This is a genomic window from Rhizobium sp. WSM1274, from assembly GCF_025200775.1.
GTDB lineage: Bacteria > Pseudomonadota > Alphaproteobacteria > Rhizobiales > Rhizobiaceae > Rhizobium > Rhizobium leguminosarum_I.
Window position 1 is genome coordinate 4670460 of the sequence record NZ_CP104138.1, and the last position, 16650, is coordinate 4687109.

General features: G+C 61.8%; 19 protein-coding genes and 1 other RNA gene. 10 read left to right on the forward strand and 10 right to left on the reverse strand.

The genetic code is table 11. The features are described 5' to 3' along the window. Positions 1 to 25 precede the first annotated feature (25 nt). Complete coding sequence (rimP, locus tag N2600_RS22970; RefSeq protein ID WP_162115621.1) at positions 26 to 631, reverse strand: ribosome maturation factor RimP; 606 nt, start codon at positions 629 to 631, stop codon at positions 26 to 28. Positions 632 to 875: 244 nt separating this feature from the next. Here rimP and N2600_RS22975 point away from each other — a divergent pair, with 244 nt between their 5' ends. Both N2600_RS22975 and N2600_RS22980 read left to right on the forward strand, forming a co-directional pair. Further along, on the forward strand, positions 876 to 2507 hold the full coding sequence (locus N2600_RS22975) for an MFS transporter (protein WP_260297480.1): 1632 nt from the start codon (positions 876 to 878) through the stop codon (positions 2505 to 2507). 22 nt (positions 2508 to 2529) lie between these two features. After that, positions 2530 to 2985, forward strand: a complete 456-nt coding sequence (locus tag N2600_RS22980) for a GNAT family N-acetyltransferase (RefSeq protein WP_170262730.1) — start codon at positions 2530 to 2532, stop codon at positions 2983 to 2985. A gap of 6 nt (positions 2986 to 2991) precedes the next feature. Here the strand turns inward: N2600_RS22980 and N2600_RS22985 are convergent, their stop codons facing one another. Then, the gene (locus tag N2600_RS22985) at positions 2992 to 4263 is read right to left on the reverse strand and encodes a lytic murein transglycosylase (protein ID WP_260297482.1); all 1272 of its coding nucleotides are present in this window, start codon (positions 4261 to 4263) and stop codon (positions 2992 to 2994) included. A 183-nt stretch (positions 4264 to 4446) separates the two neighbouring features. Further along, positions 4447 to 5052 (reverse strand): recombination mediator RecR, encoded by a 606-nt coding sequence (gene recR / locus N2600_RS22990; RefSeq protein WP_003571213.1) that lies wholly within the window; start codon positions 5050 to 5052, stop codon positions 4447 to 4449. Positions 5053 to 5109: 57 nt separating this feature from the next. Between recR and N2600_RS22995 the strand changes: the two genes are divergently transcribed. Beyond that, a complete protein-coding gene (locus tag N2600_RS22995; protein ID WP_222292010.1) occupies positions 5110 to 5727 on the forward strand; it encodes an MOSC domain-containing protein in 618 nt (205 codons plus the stop codon). Between the two features lie 26 nt (positions 5728 to 5753). Here N2600_RS22995 and N2600_RS23000 read toward each other — a convergent pair whose 3' ends face one another. From N2600_RS23000 to ffs, 3 genes are all read right to left on the reverse strand, one after another. Continuing rightward, positions 5754 to 6077: a YbaB/EbfC family nucleoid-associated protein gene (locus tag N2600_RS23000; RefSeq protein ID WP_003544342.1), complete on the reverse strand. Its 324-nt coding sequence runs from the start codon at positions 6075 to 6077 to the stop codon at positions 5754 to 5756. 22 nt (positions 6078 to 6099) lie between these two features. Continuing rightward, entirely contained in the window at positions 6100 to 7974 is a 1875-nt protein-coding gene (locus N2600_RS23005) for a DNA polymerase III subunit gamma/tau (protein WP_222385668.1), read from the reverse strand. Between the two features lie 45 nt (positions 7975 to 8019). Then, an RNA gene (ffs, locus tag N2600_RS23010) (signal recognition particle sRNA small type) lies at positions 8020 to 8116 on the reverse strand. 89 nt (positions 8117 to 8205) lie between these two features. Here ffs and N2600_RS23015 point away from each other — a divergent pair. The 5 genes from N2600_RS23015 to N2600_RS23035 all read left to right on the forward strand — a co-directional run bounded on the left by N2600_RS23015 (position 8206) and on the right by N2600_RS23035 (position 11110). After that, positions 8206 to 8616 carry an HIT domain-containing protein gene (locus N2600_RS23015; protein WP_024323174.1) on the forward strand — a complete coding sequence of 137 codons (411 nt, stop codon included), beginning with the start codon at positions 8206 to 8208 and terminating at the stop codon, positions 8614 to 8616. Next, positions 8613 to 9572, forward strand: a complete 960-nt coding sequence (gene nudC / locus N2600_RS23020) for an NAD(+) diphosphatase (RefSeq protein ID WP_162115582.1) — start codon at positions 8613 to 8615, stop codon at positions 9570 to 9572. The genes N2600_RS23015 and nudC overlap by 4 nt, the downstream gene beginning before the upstream one ends. Positions 9573 to 9576: 4 nt before the next feature. Next, the gene (locus tag N2600_RS23025; RefSeq protein WP_017966467.1) at positions 9577 to 10272 is read left to right on the forward strand and encodes a helix-turn-helix transcriptional regulator; all 696 of its coding nucleotides are present in this window, start codon (positions 9577 to 9579) and stop codon (positions 10270 to 10272) included. 72 nt (positions 10273 to 10344) lie between these two features. Beyond that, positions 10345 to 10605 (forward strand): hypothetical protein, encoded by a 261-nt coding sequence (locus tag N2600_RS23030; protein ID WP_260297485.1) that lies wholly within the window; start codon positions 10345 to 10347, stop codon positions 10603 to 10605. Positions 10606 to 10741: 136 nt separating this feature from the next. Beyond that, positions 10742 to 11110, forward strand: coding sequence for a VOC family protein (locus tag N2600_RS23035; protein WP_017966469.1), 369 nt, complete (start codon positions 10742 to 10744; stop codon positions 11108 to 11110). A gap of 106 nt (positions 11111 to 11216) precedes the next feature. Here the strand turns inward: N2600_RS23035 and N2600_RS23040 are convergent, their stop codons facing one another. After that, on the reverse strand, positions 11217 to 12071 hold the full coding sequence (locus N2600_RS23040; protein ID WP_170262735.1) for a prephenate dehydratase: 855 nt from the start codon (positions 12069 to 12071) through the stop codon (positions 11217 to 11219). Positions 12072 to 12081: 10 nt separating this feature from the next. Next, positions 12082 to 12837, reverse strand: coding sequence for a 3-deoxy-manno-octulosonate cytidylyltransferase (locus N2600_RS23045; protein ID WP_222280127.1), 756 nt, complete (start codon positions 12835 to 12837; stop codon positions 12082 to 12084). 154 nt (positions 12838 to 12991) lie between these two features. Between N2600_RS23045 and N2600_RS23050 the strand changes: the two genes are divergently transcribed. Beyond that, positions 12992 to 13555, forward strand: coding sequence for a c-type cytochrome (locus N2600_RS23050; protein WP_222280126.1), 564 nt, complete (start codon positions 12992 to 12994; stop codon positions 13553 to 13555). Between the two features lie 69 nt (positions 13556 to 13624). Here the strand turns inward: N2600_RS23050 and N2600_RS23055 are convergent, their stop codons facing one another. Next, positions 13625 to 14572 carry an AEC family transporter gene (locus tag N2600_RS23055; protein WP_222280125.1) on the reverse strand — a complete coding sequence of 316 codons (948 nt, stop codon included), beginning with the start codon at positions 14570 to 14572 and terminating at the stop codon, positions 13625 to 13627. 517 nt (positions 14573 to 15089) lie between these two features. Here N2600_RS23055 and N2600_RS23060 point away from each other — a divergent pair. Beyond that, positions 15090 to 16082, forward strand: a complete 993-nt coding sequence (locus N2600_RS23060) for an adenosine kinase (protein WP_222385667.1) — start codon at positions 15090 to 15092, stop codon at positions 16080 to 16082. Here the strand turns inward: N2600_RS23060 and N2600_RS23065 are convergent. After that, on the reverse strand, positions 16075 to 16614 hold the full coding sequence (locus N2600_RS23065; RefSeq protein ID WP_017966475.1) for an SH3 domain-containing protein: 540 nt from the start codon (positions 16612 to 16614) through the stop codon (positions 16075 to 16077). The genes N2600_RS23060 and N2600_RS23065 overlap by 8 nt on opposite strands. Between the last annotated feature and the right edge of the window lie 36 nt (positions 16615 to 16650).

Genomic DNA, 16650 nt, shown 5'->3' on the forward strand with positions numbered 1-16650 from the left:
GTCCCTGGAGCGGTCTGTTGATCGGTTATTCCTGGTCGTCCGCTTCGTTCTGGTTGGCGGCCTGGGCTTTCGCCAGCTTGTCGGCCCGCAACGCATCGCGGATCAGGTCGTCGGTCAGAATGAGCTTCGCATCGCTAAGCGCCGTGAAGGGAATGGTGACCTTCTGCTCTTCCCCATAGGCAACCTGGTCACGCTCGAGCGTGAAACCATCTGCGCCTGCTTCGACGATCTTGCCGCGGAAGCGCTTGCGATTGTCGATCAAGATCGACGTCTCGCATTTCACAAGGTGGCCCTGCCAGCGGACGAAATCGGATTTCCGCACCATCGGACGGTCGATGCCGGGCGAAGACACCTCCAGATGATACTCTTTATCGATCGGATCTTCCACATCGAGGACGGGAGAAATCGCCATCGAGACTTCTTCGCAATCCTGAACCGACATCGTGCCGTCGTTGCGTTCGGCCATAACCTGCATCGTCGCGCCGTTCTGGTTCAGCATCCGGACGCGGATAAGCCTAAAGCCAATGCCGACGAGAACGGGTTCGATGATATCGGCAAGACGCTGGTCGAGCCCGGTTTCAGTAATCAGCCGCGGCTCAAGTTCGTTGTCTGCGTTTGTCATGTCCGACAAGCGGTGCGCTCCTCGCAATTTCATGCTGTTTAAGCGATCACGGTAATAAAAAAGAGCGGGTCCTTGCGGCCCACTCTTCATCAAGCGATCAAGAATTTGAGAGGCATATAGTCGGGTTTTTCCGAAATTGCAAGGTCTGCGACAGATTCGGCCGATTCGCTCCGGTGACGTGACCAGGCCTATGGCCAGCGCCGGTCTTGCGCATATATTGCCGTTGGCGCGCAATAACAAAAGCGGAGAAATCGTGGCCTACACTTCGTCGACATTGGCGCCTTTGCGGCACGATACCTACCGCACCATCTGGTTCGCGAGCCTTTCCTCGAATTTCGGCGGCCTGATCCAGGCGGTCGGCGCCGCCTGGATGATGACGACGATCACCGCGTCGGAGGACATGGTTGCGCTGGTACAGACCTCGACGGCGCTGCCGATCATGTTGTTTTCGCTGATATCGGGTGCGCTGGCCGACAATTATGACCGCCGCCGGGTGATGCTGACGGCGCAGTGCATGATGCTCACCGTCTCGGCGCTGCTGACGGCCTCGGCACTGCTCGGCTGGATCACGCCCTGGCTGCTGCTCTTCTTCACCTTCCTGATCGGCTGCGGCACCGCGCTCAACAATCCCTCCTGGCAGGCCTCGGTCGGCGACATGGTGCCGCGTGCCGACCTGCCGGGTGCGGTCACGTTGAACAGCATGGGTTTCAACATCACCCGCAGCGTCGGCCCGGCAATCGGCGGCGTCATCGTCGCCGCTGCCGGTGCGGCCGCGGCTTTCGCGGTTAACACGCTGAGTTACCTCGCCTTGATCTATGCCCTGTTGCGCTGGCGGCCAGCCGCGCCCGTCTCGACCCTGCCGCGGGAGGCGCTCGGCAGCGCCATCTTCGCCGGCCTGCGTTACGTCTCGATGTCGCCCAATCTCGAAAAGGTCCTCGTCAGGGGGCTGCTCTTCGGCATCGGCGCCAGCTCGATCCTGGCGCTGCTGCCTGTTGTCGCCCTCGATCTGGTTGCCGGCGGCCCGCTGACCTATGGTTTCATGCTCGGCGCCTTCGGCATCGGCGCGATCGGCGGTGCCGTGCTGAATGCCAGGCTCCGCCAGGTGCTTTCCAGCGAGATGATCGTCCGCCTGTCCTTTGCCGGCTTCGCGCTGAGCGCGGTCATCGCAGCCTTCAGCCCGAGTGCCGTCCTGACCTCCGCCGGGCTGCTCGTCTCCGGCGCCTGCTGGGTCTCCGCACTTTCGCTGTTCAACACCATCGTCCAGCTTTCGACGCCGCGCTGGGTGGTCGGCCGGGCACTGTCTCTCTACCAGACCGTCACCTTCGGCGGCATTGCCGGCGGCAGCTGGCTGTGGGGCGTCGCCGCCGATCGCTACGGCGTCGCCGATGCGCTGCTGATGTCATCCGTCGTCATGCTGCTCGGCATCGCCATCGGCCTGCGTTTTTCGATGCCGGCCTTCGCCTCGCTCAATCTCGACCCGCTGAACCGCTTCACCGAACCGGCCCTCAGTCTCGACATCACACCGCGCAGCGGCCCGATCGTCATCCAGGTCGATTACGAGATCGGAGATGACGACCTGGCCGAGTTCATGGAGTTGATGGGCGAACGCCGCCGTATCCGCATCCGCGACGGCGCCCGCAACTGGGCGCTGATGCGTGATCTCGAATATCCCAGCATGTGGACCGAAAGCTACCACACGCCGACCTGGGTCGAATATATCAGACACAACCAGCGGCGCACGCAGGCCGATGCCGAAAACACCGACAGGCTGCGTGCGCTTCACCGCGGCGAGGGTCCGCTGCATGTCCACCGCATGATCGAACGCCAGGCCATTCCACGGGGCGACGACGTCTTCCACAAGGCGCCGATCGACCTGCATCATTGAGACCACTATGCAGAGATCAAGCATGTGTAGATTCAGGCTCGCCCGCCAATCCGATCTTGCCGCCATCGTCCGGCTTCTGGCCGATGACGATCTCGGCGGCAGCAGGGAGGTCGTTTCGGATCCTGTCGACGCGCGTTATCTCTCGGCCTTTGCGGCGATCGAGGCTGATGCCAATCAGCTTCTGGCCGTCGCAACCGATGCGGACGATCGGGTCGTCGGCTGTTTGCAGCTGAGCTTTGTTCCCGGCCTTTCGAGGACGGGCATGTGGCGCGGCCAGATCGAAAGCGTGCGTGTCGCAAGCGATCTTCGCGGCTCTGGCCTCGGCGCGCAATTCATCGAATGGGCGATCGCCCAATGCGCCGAGCGTGGCTGCGGCCTCGTGCAGCTGACATCGGACAAGACGCGTGGGGATGCGATCCGCTTCTACCAGAGGCTCGGTTTCGTCGCCAGCCATGAGGGTTTGAAACGCACTCTCTGAAGCCGGTTACTTCAGCTTGCCCTTCATCGCAGCCTCGGGAAAACATGTCGGTTTCATGCCGTTCTTTGCCTGCCACTGGCCGATCGAACGCCGGGTCTTGTAGCCCGGCAGACCGTCGGAGCCGCCGACATCATAGCCCTGCCGTTCCAGCGTCTTCTGCATGGCGGCGACGTCCGAGCGCAGCATCTTGCCGACATCGCCCCATCTGCCCTGGAAGGCGCCGCCATTATAGGCGATCCGGTCGGCGAGATTGCCGATATAGAGCGCGTAGAGATCGGAATTATTGTATTCCTTGATGATGTAGAAATTCGGCGTGACGATGAATTCCGGCCCGTCGCGGCCGGCGGGCACCAGCATCATGCCCTCAGCCTTCATCTCGCCTGAGGGAAAGCCCTTGCCGGAGATGCGGTCGATGCCGAGCGAGGCCCAGTGCGACAGCGGCTTTGCCAGATCGGGTCCCTCCTGCGCGCAGGAAACCGCCTCCGGTATCGACACCTCGAAGCCCCAGTCGCGGTCGCGCTGCCAGCCTTTCTTGACCAGAAAATTGGCGATCGAGGCGAGCGTATCGGGCACTGACGTCCAGATATTGCGGTGGCCGTCGCCGTCGAAATCGACGGCATATTTCAGATAACTCGTCGGCATGAATTGCGGCTGCCCGAGCGCGCCGGCCCACGACCCCTTGAAATCGGCCGGTGTCACGTCGCCGCCGTCGAGAATATGGAGTGCGGCCACCAGTTCGGTGCGGAACATCTCCTTGCGCGTCGACATGAAGGCCTTGGTCGCCAGCACCTCGATCGCCGAATTCGGGATCTTCGCCGCACCGAATCCGGTCTCCCGGCCCCAGATGGCCAGCACGATCGAACCCGGCACGCCATAGGTCTTCTCGATCCGTTTCAGCGTCGAGCCGTATTGGGCGGCAAAGCCGCGCCCGGTTGCGGCAAGTCGCTTCAGATGGTCCTCGTTGAAATAGGGAGCGGGCGAGGAAAATTCGGCCTGCGTCTGCTTCTGCTCCTTCGGCGGCGGGAAACCCGGCGGAGCGAGATCGGGCAAGTTCCAGTTCAGCGTGATGCCGGAGAAAGCGGCTTGAAAGACCTTTTCCGAAATGCCGTTCGCCTTCGCTTCTGGCCAGAGGTCGCTCTGCACCCATTTTCCGAACTGCGCCTCGACATCGGCTTTCGAAGGGGCTGCGTGGGCGGAGAGGGGGAGGAGGGCGGTCGCTATCACGAGTGCGAGTATCCGCAGCCGTCGTGGAACACCCCCCTCTGTCCTGCCGGACATCTCCCCCACAAGGGGGGAGATCGGCTGAAAGCAGCCTCTCGTCCTAATGAAACGCTGCAGATCGCCGTCGCCTGGCAAGCGGTCAAAATTTCGCGAAGCCGGTCCAACTTGCTGATCTCCCCCCTTGTGGGGGAGATGTCCGGCAGGGCAGAGGGGGGTGTGGTGCAACATACGCAAGCCTCCCTATATCACCGTCCGCGCCCGAAGTGCCGCTGCGAGCGTGCCCTCGTCGAGATAGTCGAGCTCGCCGCCGACCGGTACGCCATGCGCCAGCCGGGTGATCTTTACGTCCAGCCCCTGCAGCTGGTCGGTGATGTAATGCGCGGTCGTCTGTCCCTCGACGGTGGCATTGACCGCGATAATCAGTTCCCGGATGCCGCCTTCGCCGATCCGGTCGATCAGGCCGCGAATGTTGAGATCGTCGGGCCCGATGCCGTCGAGCGGCGACAGCGTGCCGCCGAGCACGTGATAGGCGGCGTTCATCGCGCCTGCCCGCTCCAGCGCCCAGAGGTCCGATACGTCCTCGACGACGATGATGATCGATTGATCGCGCTGCGTGTCGGTGCAGACGGTGCAGGGATCGACGGTGTCGACATTGCCGCAGCGCGAGCAGATCTTCACCTTGTCATAGGCCTCGCCCATTGCATTCGACAGCGGGCCGAGCAGCTGATCCTTCTTCTTGATCAGATGCAGTGCCGCCCGGCGCGCCGAGCGCGGCCCAAGGCCCGGCACCTTCGCCAGAAGCTGGATGAGTTTTTCGATTTCGGGGCCGGTGACTCGTTTTGCCATGCGCCGTTCTTAACTGATATGGACCGAAAACGGAATCGCGGAAGGATCGCCCATCCGATGAAAATCCTGGCGCTGTGCACCGGCAATCCGGAAAGACTGCCGGGCAAGAGCGACAAGACCGGCATCTTCAAACACGCCGTCAACGGCGCGGTCATGATCGACGCCGAAGGTCTGGTCGGCGATGCGATCTGCAACCGCAAACATCATGGCGGCGTCGACCAGGCTGTCTATATCGAGGGATCGCTGACGCTCGACTGGTGGAGCAGCGAGTTTGGCAGGCCTTATGAACCCGGTACTTTCGGCGAGAACATGGTGATATCGGATCTCGACAATCGCGACGTCGCTGTCGGTGACCGCTTCGTCGCCGGCGATCTCATCCTCGAAGTCACGTCATGCCGCATTCCCTGCGCCACCTTCGCAGCCAGGATGGCCGATCCGAAATTCGTCAAACGCTATACTGCCGCCGCTCGTCCCGGCATCTACTGCCGCGTCATCCGAGGCGGCGTGGCCGAGGCTGGAATGCCTGTGGATCATCGACCCTTTGCGGGAGAGAAAGTCACGATGCCGGAGCTGATAAAAACGTTCGGCCGGCGACTGTCGGAGGCGGACCAATCGCGGTATCTCGCCTCACCGATCCACTACAAGCTGCGAGCTTTGCTGCAAGCCGGGCATTGACTGCCCTGAGTATACGCGGCGATTGCTCAGAATGGCAGCTTGAAGCCCGGTGGGATCGGCAGGCCTGCGGTCAGGGCCTTGGTCTTTTCGGCGGCCAGCGCCTCGGCTTTGTCCTTGGCGTCCTTGTGGGCGGCGACGATCAGGTCCTCGAGGATCTCGACATCGTCTTCCTTGAACAGCGACGGATCGATCTTCAGGCTCTTCAACTCGCCTTTGCCCGTAATGACGACGGCGACGAGGCCGCCGCCCGCCTTGCCTTCGGCCGTGAGCTCGGCGATCTCCGCCTGCATCTGCTCCATCTTGGCCTGCATTTCCTTGACTTTGCCCATCATGCCCATGATGTCGCGCATCGTCTCGCTCCTTGTTGAAACCTCAGAATTCTATGTCGTCGCCCGGCAGGATGTCGCCTTCCTCGGATTCGGCGGCGGCCGGCGGCGTCGCCTCGCCTTCCTCCTCCGGCTCGGGCGCCCGCACACGCACGTCGATGATCTTAGCACCGGGAAAATGTGCCAGGATTGCCGCCACGTCAGGGTCCTGGCGCGCGTCGATCACATTCTGTTCCCGGGTCCTGGCCTCCGCTTCGACAAGCGTCGGCTGGCCCTCGTCGCGGCTGAGACTGACGATCCAATGGATGTCCGTCCATTCCTTCAATTTGACGGCAAGCTCGTTGAGCAGCGTCGTCGGCGCACCGGGGGCCAGGCTGACGTCGAGCCGGCCGGGCTCGATCCGCACAGGGCGCACGAAGGCCCGCACCATCGCCTTCAGCTTCGGATCGCGTTTCTCGGTGGCGAGGTTGACGATATCATTGACCGAATTGACCGGGACGAGCGGCTTCGGTGTTACCGCCGGTTTCGGGTCGATCCGGCCGACAGGCATCGTCTCGGGCTGGCTGCTCGGCACGGCGCGCAGCATCGCCACCGGTGCGGAAGGCTGTGGCTGGCTCGGCGCGGTTTCGGCTGCGCGCGCTGCGACACTGCTCTGATAGGGAACCCGTGTTCCGTTGCCGCCGCCGTTTCCGGACGGCGGAGAGGAAGGCCGCGAGCCGGCATTGTCGGAAAATTCGGCAAGCCGCCGTGCCGCATCTTCGGGCGCGGGCAGATGCGCAGCATGCGCAAGCCGGATCAGCACCATTTCGGCCGCCCCTGCCGTTCGCGACGAGCCTTCCGTTTCCGGAATGCCCTTAAGCAGCATCTGCCAGATGCGCGACAGCGTCGTCACTGCAACGCCCTTGGCAAATTCCGCCGCCTTGGTGCGCTCGACCTCGCTCAGCGAAGGATCGTTTGCCGCATCCGGCACATATTTCAGCCGCGTCACCAGATGGGTGAAATCGGCAAGATCGGTCAGCACCACCACCGGGTTGGCGCCGGCTTCGTACTGGTTCTGGAACTCGCCGAGGGCTGAGGCCACATCGCCCTTGACGATATGCTGGAAGAGATCGACGATCCGGGCGCGATCGGCAAGGCCGAGCATGCCGCGCACGGCTTCCGCCTGCACGGCGCCCGCGCCATGGGCGATCGCCTGGTCGAGCAGCGACAGGCCGTCGCGCGCCGAGCCTTCGGCAGCGCGCGCAATCATCGCCAGCGCGTCCGGCTCCGCTTCGATGCCTTCCTTGGCTGCGATCGTCGTGAACAGCCCGACCAGATCTGAGGCGCTGATGCGGCGCAGGTCGAAGCGCTGGCAGCGCGACAGCACGGTGATCGGCACCTTGCGGATTTCGGTCGTGGCGAAGATGAATTTCACATGCTCCGGCGGCTCTTCCAACGTCTTCAACAGGCCGTTGAAGGCCTGCGTCGACAGCATGTGCACTTCGTCGATGATATAGACTTTGTAGCGCGCCGAAACCGGCCGGTAGCGCACCTGCTCGATGATCTCGCGGATATCGTCGATACCGGTATGTGAGGCGGCATCCATCTCGATCACGTCGACATGCCGGCCTTCCATGATCGCCTGGCAGTGCTCGCCGGGCGTGCGAAGGTCGATCGTCGGCTTGTCGATTTCTGATGTTTTGTAGTTCAACGCCCGCGCCAGGATACGCGCCGTCGTCGTCTTGCCGACGCCGCGCACGCCGGTCAGCATGTAGGCTTGCGCGATGCGGCCGGTCTCGAAGGCGTTGGTGAGGGTGCGGACCATCGGCTCCTGGCCGACCATCAGGTCCGTGAAATCCTTGGGGCGGTATTTGCGAGCCAGCACTCGGTATCCGGTGCCTGTCGAGGCGGCATCTTTTGATTGTCGCTCGGTGTCGCTCATCGCCCTGCTTGTCGCCCGGATCGTCGGGCACTTCGTGGAGAGAAGGTGGGAGGCTGGCACGATGACCCGTGCCGGGCTCGTTAGGGCTGCTTCCTTCCGGACCTGACCCGGTTGGCGAGTGGCTCGTCCACCACCAACCTCCCGGATGCACATATCGGCAATATCGTCATCAAAAGCAAGCCAACATGCAAAAAAACTGCTAGTCGTTGGAAAACATGAGGAGAATGCCCTTTGAAAGGTTTCGCGCTCGACCCTCGGCTGGAAAACGACAGCGTCAGCATCATGGTCACCGGTCTCTGCGATCTGAGATTGTCGAGGGATGCCCGCTGGCCGTGGCTCATACTCGTGCCGCGCCGGGCCGATATCACCGAAATCTTCGAGCTGACGCCGCTCGACCAGGTGCTGCTGGCCTTTGAGACGGAGCTGGTCGCCAAGGCGCTGAAGGAGATCACCGGCGCGACAAAAATCAATGTCGGGGCTCTTGGCAATATCGTCCGCCAGCTTCATGTTCATGTCATTGCCCGCTTCGAAGGCGATGCGAATTGGCCGGGTCCCGTCTGGGGCTTCGGGCGCGCGGAGCCCTACGAGGACGGAAAGAGAGACGAATTTACAGCGAAGCTGCGGGAAGCCCTTTCATCATGAGTCATTCGCTTTTCGATTCGGATGTGCCGCATCCGGAACCCAGCAATCTCACGGCCTTTGCCGCCAACGACCTCAATCGCGATTCCGAGCATCGCGATGAACGATCCGTCGAAAAGGCGCTGGCCAAGGAAGGTACCCATATCTTCGCCTTCGCGGGGGGTAAGCTCGTGCTGAAGCACGACGGCCAAGTGCTCGATCCGCTCTTTGCCCGCTATGAACTGCAGGAATTGCAGCCGGATTGGGACGAGACCATACTTCTTGGCTACCGCAAGACCGGCGAGCCGCGCCTTGCCGTTCCCGTCGGCATCGACGCCGACGATCTCACCAGCCATTACAAGCCTGAAGACGGCCGCACCCTGTTTCGCGAAATGCTGATCGACGAGGTGTTGCTCGGTGAATTCGCCCAGGCCGCAAGCCTCATCCGCTGGAACGGCGATAACCGCTTCTGCGGCCGCTGCGGCTCGGCGATGGAGATCCACATCGGCGGCTATAAGCGCGTCTGCACCGCCTGCGAACATGTGATCTTCCCCCGCACCGACCCCGTCGTCATCATGCTGACGGTTGACGAGCAGCGCGACCTCTGCCTGCTCGGCCGCAGTCCGCATTTCGCGCCCGGCATGTATTCCTGTCTGGCCGGCTTCGTCGAGCCCGGCGAGACCATCGAGAACGCCGTGCGCCGCGAAACGCTGGAGGAATCGGGCATCCGCACCGGCCGCATCCGCTATCATGCCTCGCAGCCCTGGCCGATGCCGCATTCCTTGATGATCGGTTGTTACGCCGAGGCGAAATCGACCGAGATCAGCCGCGACGAGACGGAGCTCGAGGATTGCCGCTGGTTCACCCGCGAGGAAACGATCGAGATGCTGGAGCGCCCGAGCGCGACAGGCAAGGCCTCGCCGCCGAAAGGGGCGATCGCCCACCGCCTGATGCGCGACTGGGTGGAGTGGAAGCGGTAGCGTCATGCCGGTCGCCCGCTCCGAACGGCTGCTGACGCTGCTCCAGACGCTCCGGCGTTACCGGCGGCCGGTGACTGGAACCGTACTCGCCCAGGAGACCGGCGTCAGCCTGCGTACGCTCTATCGCGATATTGCCAGCCTGCAGGCCCAGGGCGCGATGATCGAAGGCGAAGCCGGCATCGGCTACGTGCTGAAGCCCGGCTTCATGCTGCCGCCGATGATGTTTTCCGAAGAAGAGCTCGAGGCATTGGTGCTTGGCTCGCGTTGGGTGGCCCGCGCCGCCGAGCCGCGCCTTGCCGGCGCCGGCGCCGACGCACTGGCCAAGATTGCCGCCGTGCTGCCGGCCGATATGCGCGAGATGATCGATTCGGCCGCTCTATTCGTCGGCCCCAAACGCCGGGACGAGGACAGCGCAGATGTCTCGGCCATCCGCAGGGCAATCCGCCTGGAGCGTATCCTCGAGCTGCATTATGGTGACGAGCAGGGTCGTATCTCGCGCCGCCGCGTCTGGCCCTTCGCGCTCGGTTATTTCGAACATGTGCGGGTCGTCATGGCCTGGTGCGAACTGCGCCAGGATTTTCGCCATTTCCGTACCGACCGCATCATCGACATGGCGTTGCATGAGGGGCGTTATCCGCGCCGCCGCACGGTGCTCCTCAAGGAGTGGCGCGAGACGCAGGACGTGCCGATCGAGAGCTGAACACTGCTGCCATAAACTGTCAGCAGCAAGTGTTATTGTCAGTACCAATCCAACAGGAAAGGAGTACTGATCATGGTAACGCCTCCAGCCATTCATTTCGCGAACGACCGTTTTACGGGCGAGTCCTTTGCCGATGTCATTTCGGCCGAGACTTTTGCCGATGTCCGCCAGTCGGCACGCTCCGGCCTGCTGCTCCTGATCATGGGTGTTTTCCGCTTTCCCAGGGGAAACCGCACGAGCCTCGACCTTGAAGCAACCCCGGACTACTTGAAGCGCGATCTCGGCTTCATGGATGGAAGCGACCCGCATTGCGAGGACCGTTTCCCGCTCTAGGCCGCCACTATCCTTATCAACATTCCGCCCGACGAGAACGGGGCGCTGCGATCGCTGCGCCCTTCGCACCCTGCTGCCATTAACTGTCAGCAGCTGATCTCGTCCGGACCCATTTTGCAACAACGGGAGAACCGAAATGACCAGCCCCAATCTCATCATTCTTTACGTCAAGGACCCGGGTGAAAGCGCCAGTTTCTACCGGAACCTGCTCAATCGCGAGCCGGCCGTGGAGGCGCCGAATTTCGTCGCTTTTCCGCTTGAAGGCGGCTTCACCCTCGGTCTCTGGCGGCGCAGCAAGGTCGAGCCGCAGCCCTCCGCCATCGGCAATCGCGGCGAAATGGCCTTCATGGTCGAAGGAGAAAATGCCGTCGCCAAACATTATGAAGACTGGCGCCAGCGTGGTCTGCCGATCGCCCAGGAACTGACCGACCTGGATTTTGGCCCGACCTTCGTCGTGCTCGATCCGGACGGGCATCGGCTGCGTGTCTGTGAGCCGGATAAATAATTCAGGCGGGGCTTGCCTTGGAGCATGATGCCGAAAAGTGTCAGCGGTTTTCGGACAACATCATGCTCTAACTATTTAATTTAGAACAGGATGACTTCATTCTGTTCTAAAGGAGGCCTCGCATCGCATGCCCCTTGTAGACGCCGAGGATGCGGACTTTCTCGGAGAAGAACCGCAGTTCCTCCAACGCCCGGCGCACGTTCGGGTCGTTCGGATGGCCTTCGATATCGGCATAAAACTGCGTCGCCACGAATTTTCCGCCGAGCTGGTAGCTTTCCAGCTTCGTCATGTTGATGTTGTTGGTGGCAAAACCGCCGAGCGCTTTGTAAAGAGCGGCCGGGATGTTACGGACGTTGAAGACGAAGGTGGTGACGAGCTTTTCTTCCGCCGAATTCCGTTGCGCCCATTCTTCGTCGCGGGACAGGACGACGAAACGGGTCACATTGTTTTCCGAATCCTCGACATTTTCGGCGATGATCTCGAGCCCGTAGAGATCGGCGGCAAGACGCGGCGCCAAGGCGGCCATCGAGCGGTCGCCGGTTTCCTTCACCAGCTTTGCTGCCCCTGCCGTATCGCCGGCGATCACCGGCTTCCAGCCATTGGCGCGAACGATCTTGCGGCATTGGCCGAGCGCGTGGATATGGCTGTGCACCGTGCGGATCTCGTCCTTGGTGACACCGGGCAGCACCATCAGCTGGAAGCGGATCGGCATGAAATATTCGCCGATGATATGCAGCCGCGACTCCGGCAGCAGATGGTGGATATCGGCGACGCGCCCGGCAATCGTGTTCTCGATCGGGATCATCGCGATATCGGCGTCGCCGTTGTCGACCGCGGTGAACGCATCCTCGAAGGTCTGGCAGGGCAGCGGCTCCATGGTCGGAAACATGTCGCGGCTGGCCATGTCGGAATTGGCGCCGAATTCGCCCTGGAAGGCGATCCTGTTGGTCTTGATGTTCATGATGGTTCCGTCAGTTCGACTTTGCGGAGAGGATGCGCCGCGCTTTTTCGAGGTCGGCGGGAGTATCGACACCGAGCGGAACCGTGTCAACGATCTCGGCGTCGATGCGCATACCGGCCTCCAGCGCCCGCAATTGCTCCAGCGATTCGCGCTTTTCGAGCGTCGAGGGGCCGAGCGAGACGAACCGTTCGAGGGCCGCCCGCCGATAGGCATAAAGGCCGATATGGTGGTAGAGCGGTCCCTTGCCGTAAGGGGCGGTTGCGCGCGTGAAGTAGAGCGCATGCAGTCGGGTGTCGGAAATCGGCGAACCGACGATCTTGACGATATGCGGCGCCGTCCTGTCCTCCTCATTGTCGATTTCGGTCGTCAGCGTCCCGATATCGACCGCCTCGTTCTCGAGAGGGCGCAACGCCGCGCGCACCGTTTCCGGATCGATCGTCGGCAGATCGCCCTGGACGTTGACGATGAACTTCGCCTTTCCGTCCGGATCGACTTTCGTCAGCGCCTCAAAGATCCGATCGGAACCCGATTGGTGATCCGTGCGGGTCATGACGACTTCGAAGCCGGCGGCGGCTACCGCATCGAATACTCGGGCGTCGTCGACGGCGACGACGACGCGGCCGATGGCTGCCTCCCTGGCGCGCAGCGCCACCTGGACGATCATCGGCAGGCCGCAAATATCGGCCAGTGGCTTGCCCGGAAGCCGTGTGGAGGCCATGCGCGCCGGGATCAATACGAGCACGCCGTCTAAATTTGAATCACTCATTGTTCGGGCCTTCTATTCCGGGCTGGAAAGTGTCAAAAAGTCTCACGCACAAGAGCATTTAGACAGTTGCAACGAACAACCAAAAGACATAGGTTCCGCGCGATTTCAAGATGGTCCGGTTTATGGTCTGCCGGCTGCAAGGGGAGCATTGCAGATGAATTCATACGTCAATACGGCCGTGGGGGCGCTGCTCGGAACGATATTCGTTCTGATGTCTGTCTCCATCGCGTCCGAAGGGATCTTCCATTCCGAAGCACCGGAAAAGGAAGGTTTCGCGATCGTTGCCGAAGAGGCGCCCGCCGCTGGTGGCGAGGCTGCGCCTGCCGTTGCCGTTCCGATCGCGCAATTGCTCGCTTCTGCAGATGCCAAGGCCGGTGAAGCGGTCTTCAAGAAGTGTCAGGCCTGTCATGACGGCACCAAAGGGGGACCGAACAAGGTCGGTCCCAACCTCTTTGGTGTCGTAGATCGCCCGATCGCCTCGCATGAAGGCTTCGCCTATTCCGCTGCCATGAAGGATTTCTCCAAGGGCAGCAGCGAGAAGTGGACCTTCGAAAATCTTAACAAGTTCCTGACGGCACCGAAGAAGGACGTTCCCGGCACCGCAATGGGCTTCGCCGGTCTGCCGAAAGATCAGGACCGCGCCAACGTCATCCTCTACCTCCACACGTTGGCCGATTCACCGGTGCCGCTGCCGGACCCAAAGACGGCGACGCAATAGGGCGGGCAACATCTTTCATGACAATCGAGCCCGGCCGCAAGCCGGGCTTTTCTTGGTGCAAGGACCGGTTCAGGCACCGAGGAAATAGGCCCAGAGCGAGACCGTGATGGCGCCGAGCGCCGTCGTCACCGTGATCGTCGAGGCGGCGAGGCTGTGACCGACGCCGAAGCGATTTGCGATCAGCCAGGCATTGACGCCTGTCGGGACGGAGGAGGTCAGGACGATCGCTGCCCTCCATTCGGGGCTGAGACCGAGGAGGTGGCTCGCCGCCCAGACGCAGCCTGGCAGCATCAGCAGCTTCAGGGTCGAGGTGACGCTGGCGATGCCGAGATTGCCGGAGACGCCGTATTTCTCCAGCGCCATGCCGAGCGATATCAGTGCCGCCGGACCGGCAATGCCGGCGATCTGCCCGACGACCGTTGCCACCGTCGTCGGCATGGTGAGGCCGGAAAGGTGCATGGCCATGCCGGCCGCAAGCCCGATCACCAGCGGGTTGCGCACGAGATTGACCGCGATCTGGCGAAGCACGAGTACCATGCTGCGATCGCTTTTGCCGGCGATCTTGCGCTCGGCATGCTCCATCAGGACCGTGCCGGCGACCATCATCACGGGCAGATGCACGGCAAGCAGGATCGACAGCGCCACCAGCCCTTCGTCGCCGACGGTCCGCTCGACGAGCGGCAGACCGATGAAGATATTGTTGGCGAAGGCCGAGGAAACGCCGGCCAGCACGCCGATTCGTTCGTCACGGCCGAAGAGGCGTGTGGCGGCGATATGGCCGGCCGTCCAGGTGATGGCAACGCCGGAAAAATAGACGATCCAGAGGCGAAAAGGCGAGGCGCCATGAAAATCCGCCTCGGCGATGGTGCGAAAGAGCAGAAGCGGCACGGCGATCTTGAAGACGAATTCGCTGAGCGCTTCGCCAACATTCGAGGCCATCAATCCGCTGCGGACGATCACCCAGCCGATGAGAATCAGGATGAAGATGGGAAGGACGTCGAGAATGATGGCTGACATAGGGAGGCTGCTCTGCGCGGGGGAGTATTCGACGTCTACAGCGCCGCGTGTCTTTTGAGACGCACAAAGGACGCTGTAGCACTTTGAATTGCTGAATAATTTTATCCTTAAATCGATTCCGATTTAAGGAATTATGCAGTAGCAGCAAACCGCTTGGGTTGAAAAGGCAGTCGCCGTCCAATCAGGCGCATCTGCAAAACAAAAAAAGCGGGCACAGCCCGCTTTTCCGCTCCGGTCTTGCCGGAAACCCGGATCACGAAGCTGCCAGTTCATCCGTGGTCAGCATCGCGCCGGTAAGATCGAGGGGATCATCCCTCGTGCGCCCGGCTGCAACTGAAAGCTGCTCATGCCGGTCTTCTTGCGAGTATTTCTAGATTTGGAAAATGACAGGGACGTGACGAATAGGCGGCACTTTTGCGAAGAAATAGATGCGCCATCCACCATTTATCCTTCCAAACCGCGGAAATTTCGCTAAGACCAAACCCCGGCTATCACAAACTCCGGGACCCCCCATTTCATGACAAGATTCGATGTTCTGACAGTCGGCAACGCAATCGTGGACATCATTGCCCGTTGCGACGACCAGTTCCTCATTGACAACCAGATCACCAAGGCGGCGATGAACCTCATCGATGCCGAACGCGCCGAACTCTTGTATTCGCGCATGGGACCGGCGCTCGAAGCCTCCGGCGGCAGCGCCGGCAACACGGCGGCAGGCGTGGCTAACCTCGGCGGCAAGGCTGCGTATTTCGGCAATGTTGCCCAAGATCAGCTCGGTGATATCTTCGCGCACGACATCCGCGCCCAAGGCGTTCACTACGAGACCCGGCCCAAGGGCACCTTCCCGCCGACGGCACGTTCGATGATCTTCGTCACCGAGGATGGCGAGCGCTCGATGAACACCTATCTCGGCGCTTGCGTCGAACTCGGCCCGGAAGACGTCGAGGTCGACGTCGTGGCCGACGCCAAGGTCACCTATTTCGAAGGTTATCTCTGGGATCCGCCGCGCGCCAAGGAAGCCATCCTCGATTGTGCCCGCATCGCCCATGAAAACGGCCGCGAAGTGTCGATGACGCTGTCCGACAGCTTCTGCGTCGACCGCTATCGCGGCGAATTCCTCGATCTGATGCGCTCCGGCAAGGTCGATATCGTCTTCGCCAATCGCCAGGAAGCGCTGTCGCTCTACGAGACCGACGATTTCGAGGAGGCGCTGAACAGGATCGCCGCCGATTGCAAGATCGCTGCCGTGACGATGAGCGAGAATGGTGCCGTCATCCTGAAGGGCCGTGAGCGTTTTTACGTCGGCGCGATCCGGATCAAGGAAGTTGTGGATACGACGGGTGCCGGCGATCTCTTCGCCTCCGGCTTCCTCTACGGCTACACGCAGGGACGGTCTCTCGAGGATTGCGGCAAGCTCGGCTGCCTGGCCGCCGGCATCGTCATCCAGCAGATCGGCCCCCGCCCGATGACCTCGCTTTCCGAGGCTGCAAAACGGGCAGGGCTTATTTGAAGGCTTCGCCGGGATAGGCGCCCCAGATCTCCGACTGCGCCACCCAGCCCGAGGCGCCGTCGGTTTCGGCGCGGCACCAGTCGCCGTTGCATTCGCCGATCGTCACCATCACGCCGGGTTCCAGCTTGGCAACGATCGATGCAGAGGGGAGCGCCTCACGGCGCAGATTGACATAGACGCCTTTGCCCTTGGTCTTCATCCAGGGGGCGGCAATCGCCGCGCGCTGGCCTGATAGCAGCGACTGGTTGACCCAGCCTTCGGTGCCGTCGGCATCGCGGATGCGGCGCCAGTTGTCGTATTCCTGGATGATCTCCACCGGCAGGCCGGATTTCAAGTACATCCAAGAAACGGCGTAATCCGTTCCCGGACCGATGCGCAGGTTGACGCGCTTGGATTTCAGCGTGACGAAACGCGGCAATGGCAGTCCGCTTGGCCCCTTGGCCGCTTGCGCATGGGCGAATTCGACGCTTCCCATGGATGCGGCCAGAGCGATGGCAAGGGCGAGGCAGGACTTCAGGACTTTGCTGCGCATGGAAGTTTCCGGTTGCTCGAATTCGCGGGCAGGGCA

What these genes read in the sequence shown, in the direction of transcription:
- N2600_RS23050 (WP_222280126.1), top strand. Translation starts at nt 12,992, where the DNA reads ATGAATTCATACGTCAATACGGCCGTGGGGGCGCTGCTCGGAACGATA.
- recR (WP_003571213.1), bottom strand. Translation starts at nt 5,052, where the DNA reads ATGGCAAAACGAGTCACCGGCCCCGAAATCGAAAAACTCATCCAGCTT.
- N2600_RS23045 (WP_222280127.1), bottom strand. Translation starts at nt 12,837, where the DNA reads ATGAGTGATTCAAATTTAGACGGCGTGCTCGTATTGATCCCGGCGCGC.
- N2600_RS23040 (WP_170262735.1), bottom strand. Translation starts at nt 12,071, where the DNA reads ATGAACATCAAGACCAACAGGATCGCCTTCCAGGGCGAATTCGGCGCC.
- N2600_RS22980 (WP_170262730.1), top strand. Translation starts at nt 2,530, where the DNA reads ATGTGTAGATTCAGGCTCGCCCGCCAATCCGATCTTGCCGCCATCGTC.
- N2600_RS23060 (WP_222385667.1), top strand. Translation starts at nt 15,090, where the DNA reads ATGACAAGATTCGATGTTCTGACAGTCGGCAACGCAATCGTGGACATC.
- N2600_RS23000 (WP_003544342.1), bottom strand. Translation starts at nt 6,077, where the DNA reads ATGCGCGACATCATGGGCATGATGGGCAAAGTCAAGGAAATGCAGGCC.
- N2600_RS22995 (WP_222292010.1), top strand. Translation starts at nt 5,110, where the DNA reads ATGAAAATCCTGGCGCTGTGCACCGGCAATCCGGAAAGACTGCCGGGC.
- N2600_RS23065 (WP_017966475.1), bottom strand. Translation starts at nt 16,614, where the DNA reads ATGCGCAGCAAAGTCCTGAAGTCCTGCCTCGCCCTTGCCATCGCTCTG.
- N2600_RS23030 (WP_260297485.1), top strand. Translation starts at nt 10,345, where the DNA reads ATGGTAACGCCTCCAGCCATTCATTTCGCGAACGACCGTTTTACGGGC.
- N2600_RS22985 (WP_260297482.1), bottom strand. Translation starts at nt 4,263, where the DNA reads ATGTCCGGCAGGACAGAGGGGGGTGTTCCACGACGGCTGCGGATACTC.
- N2600_RS23005 (WP_222385668.1), bottom strand. Translation starts at nt 7,974, where the DNA reads ATGAGCGACACCGAGCGACAATCAAAAGATGCCGCCTCGACAGGCACC.
- N2600_RS23025 (WP_017966467.1), top strand. Translation starts at nt 9,577, where the DNA reads ATGCCGGTCGCCCGCTCCGAACGGCTGCTGACGCTGCTCCAGACGCTC.
- nudC (WP_162115582.1), top strand. Translation starts at nt 8,613, where the DNA reads ATGAGTCATTCGCTTTTCGATTCGGATGTGCCGCATCCGGAACCCAGC.
- N2600_RS23055 (WP_222280125.1), bottom strand. Translation starts at nt 14,572, where the DNA reads ATGTCAGCCATCATTCTCGACGTCCTTCCCATCTTCATCCTGATTCTC.
- N2600_RS23035 (WP_017966469.1), top strand. Translation starts at nt 10,742, where the DNA reads ATGACCAGCCCCAATCTCATCATTCTTTACGTCAAGGACCCGGGTGAA.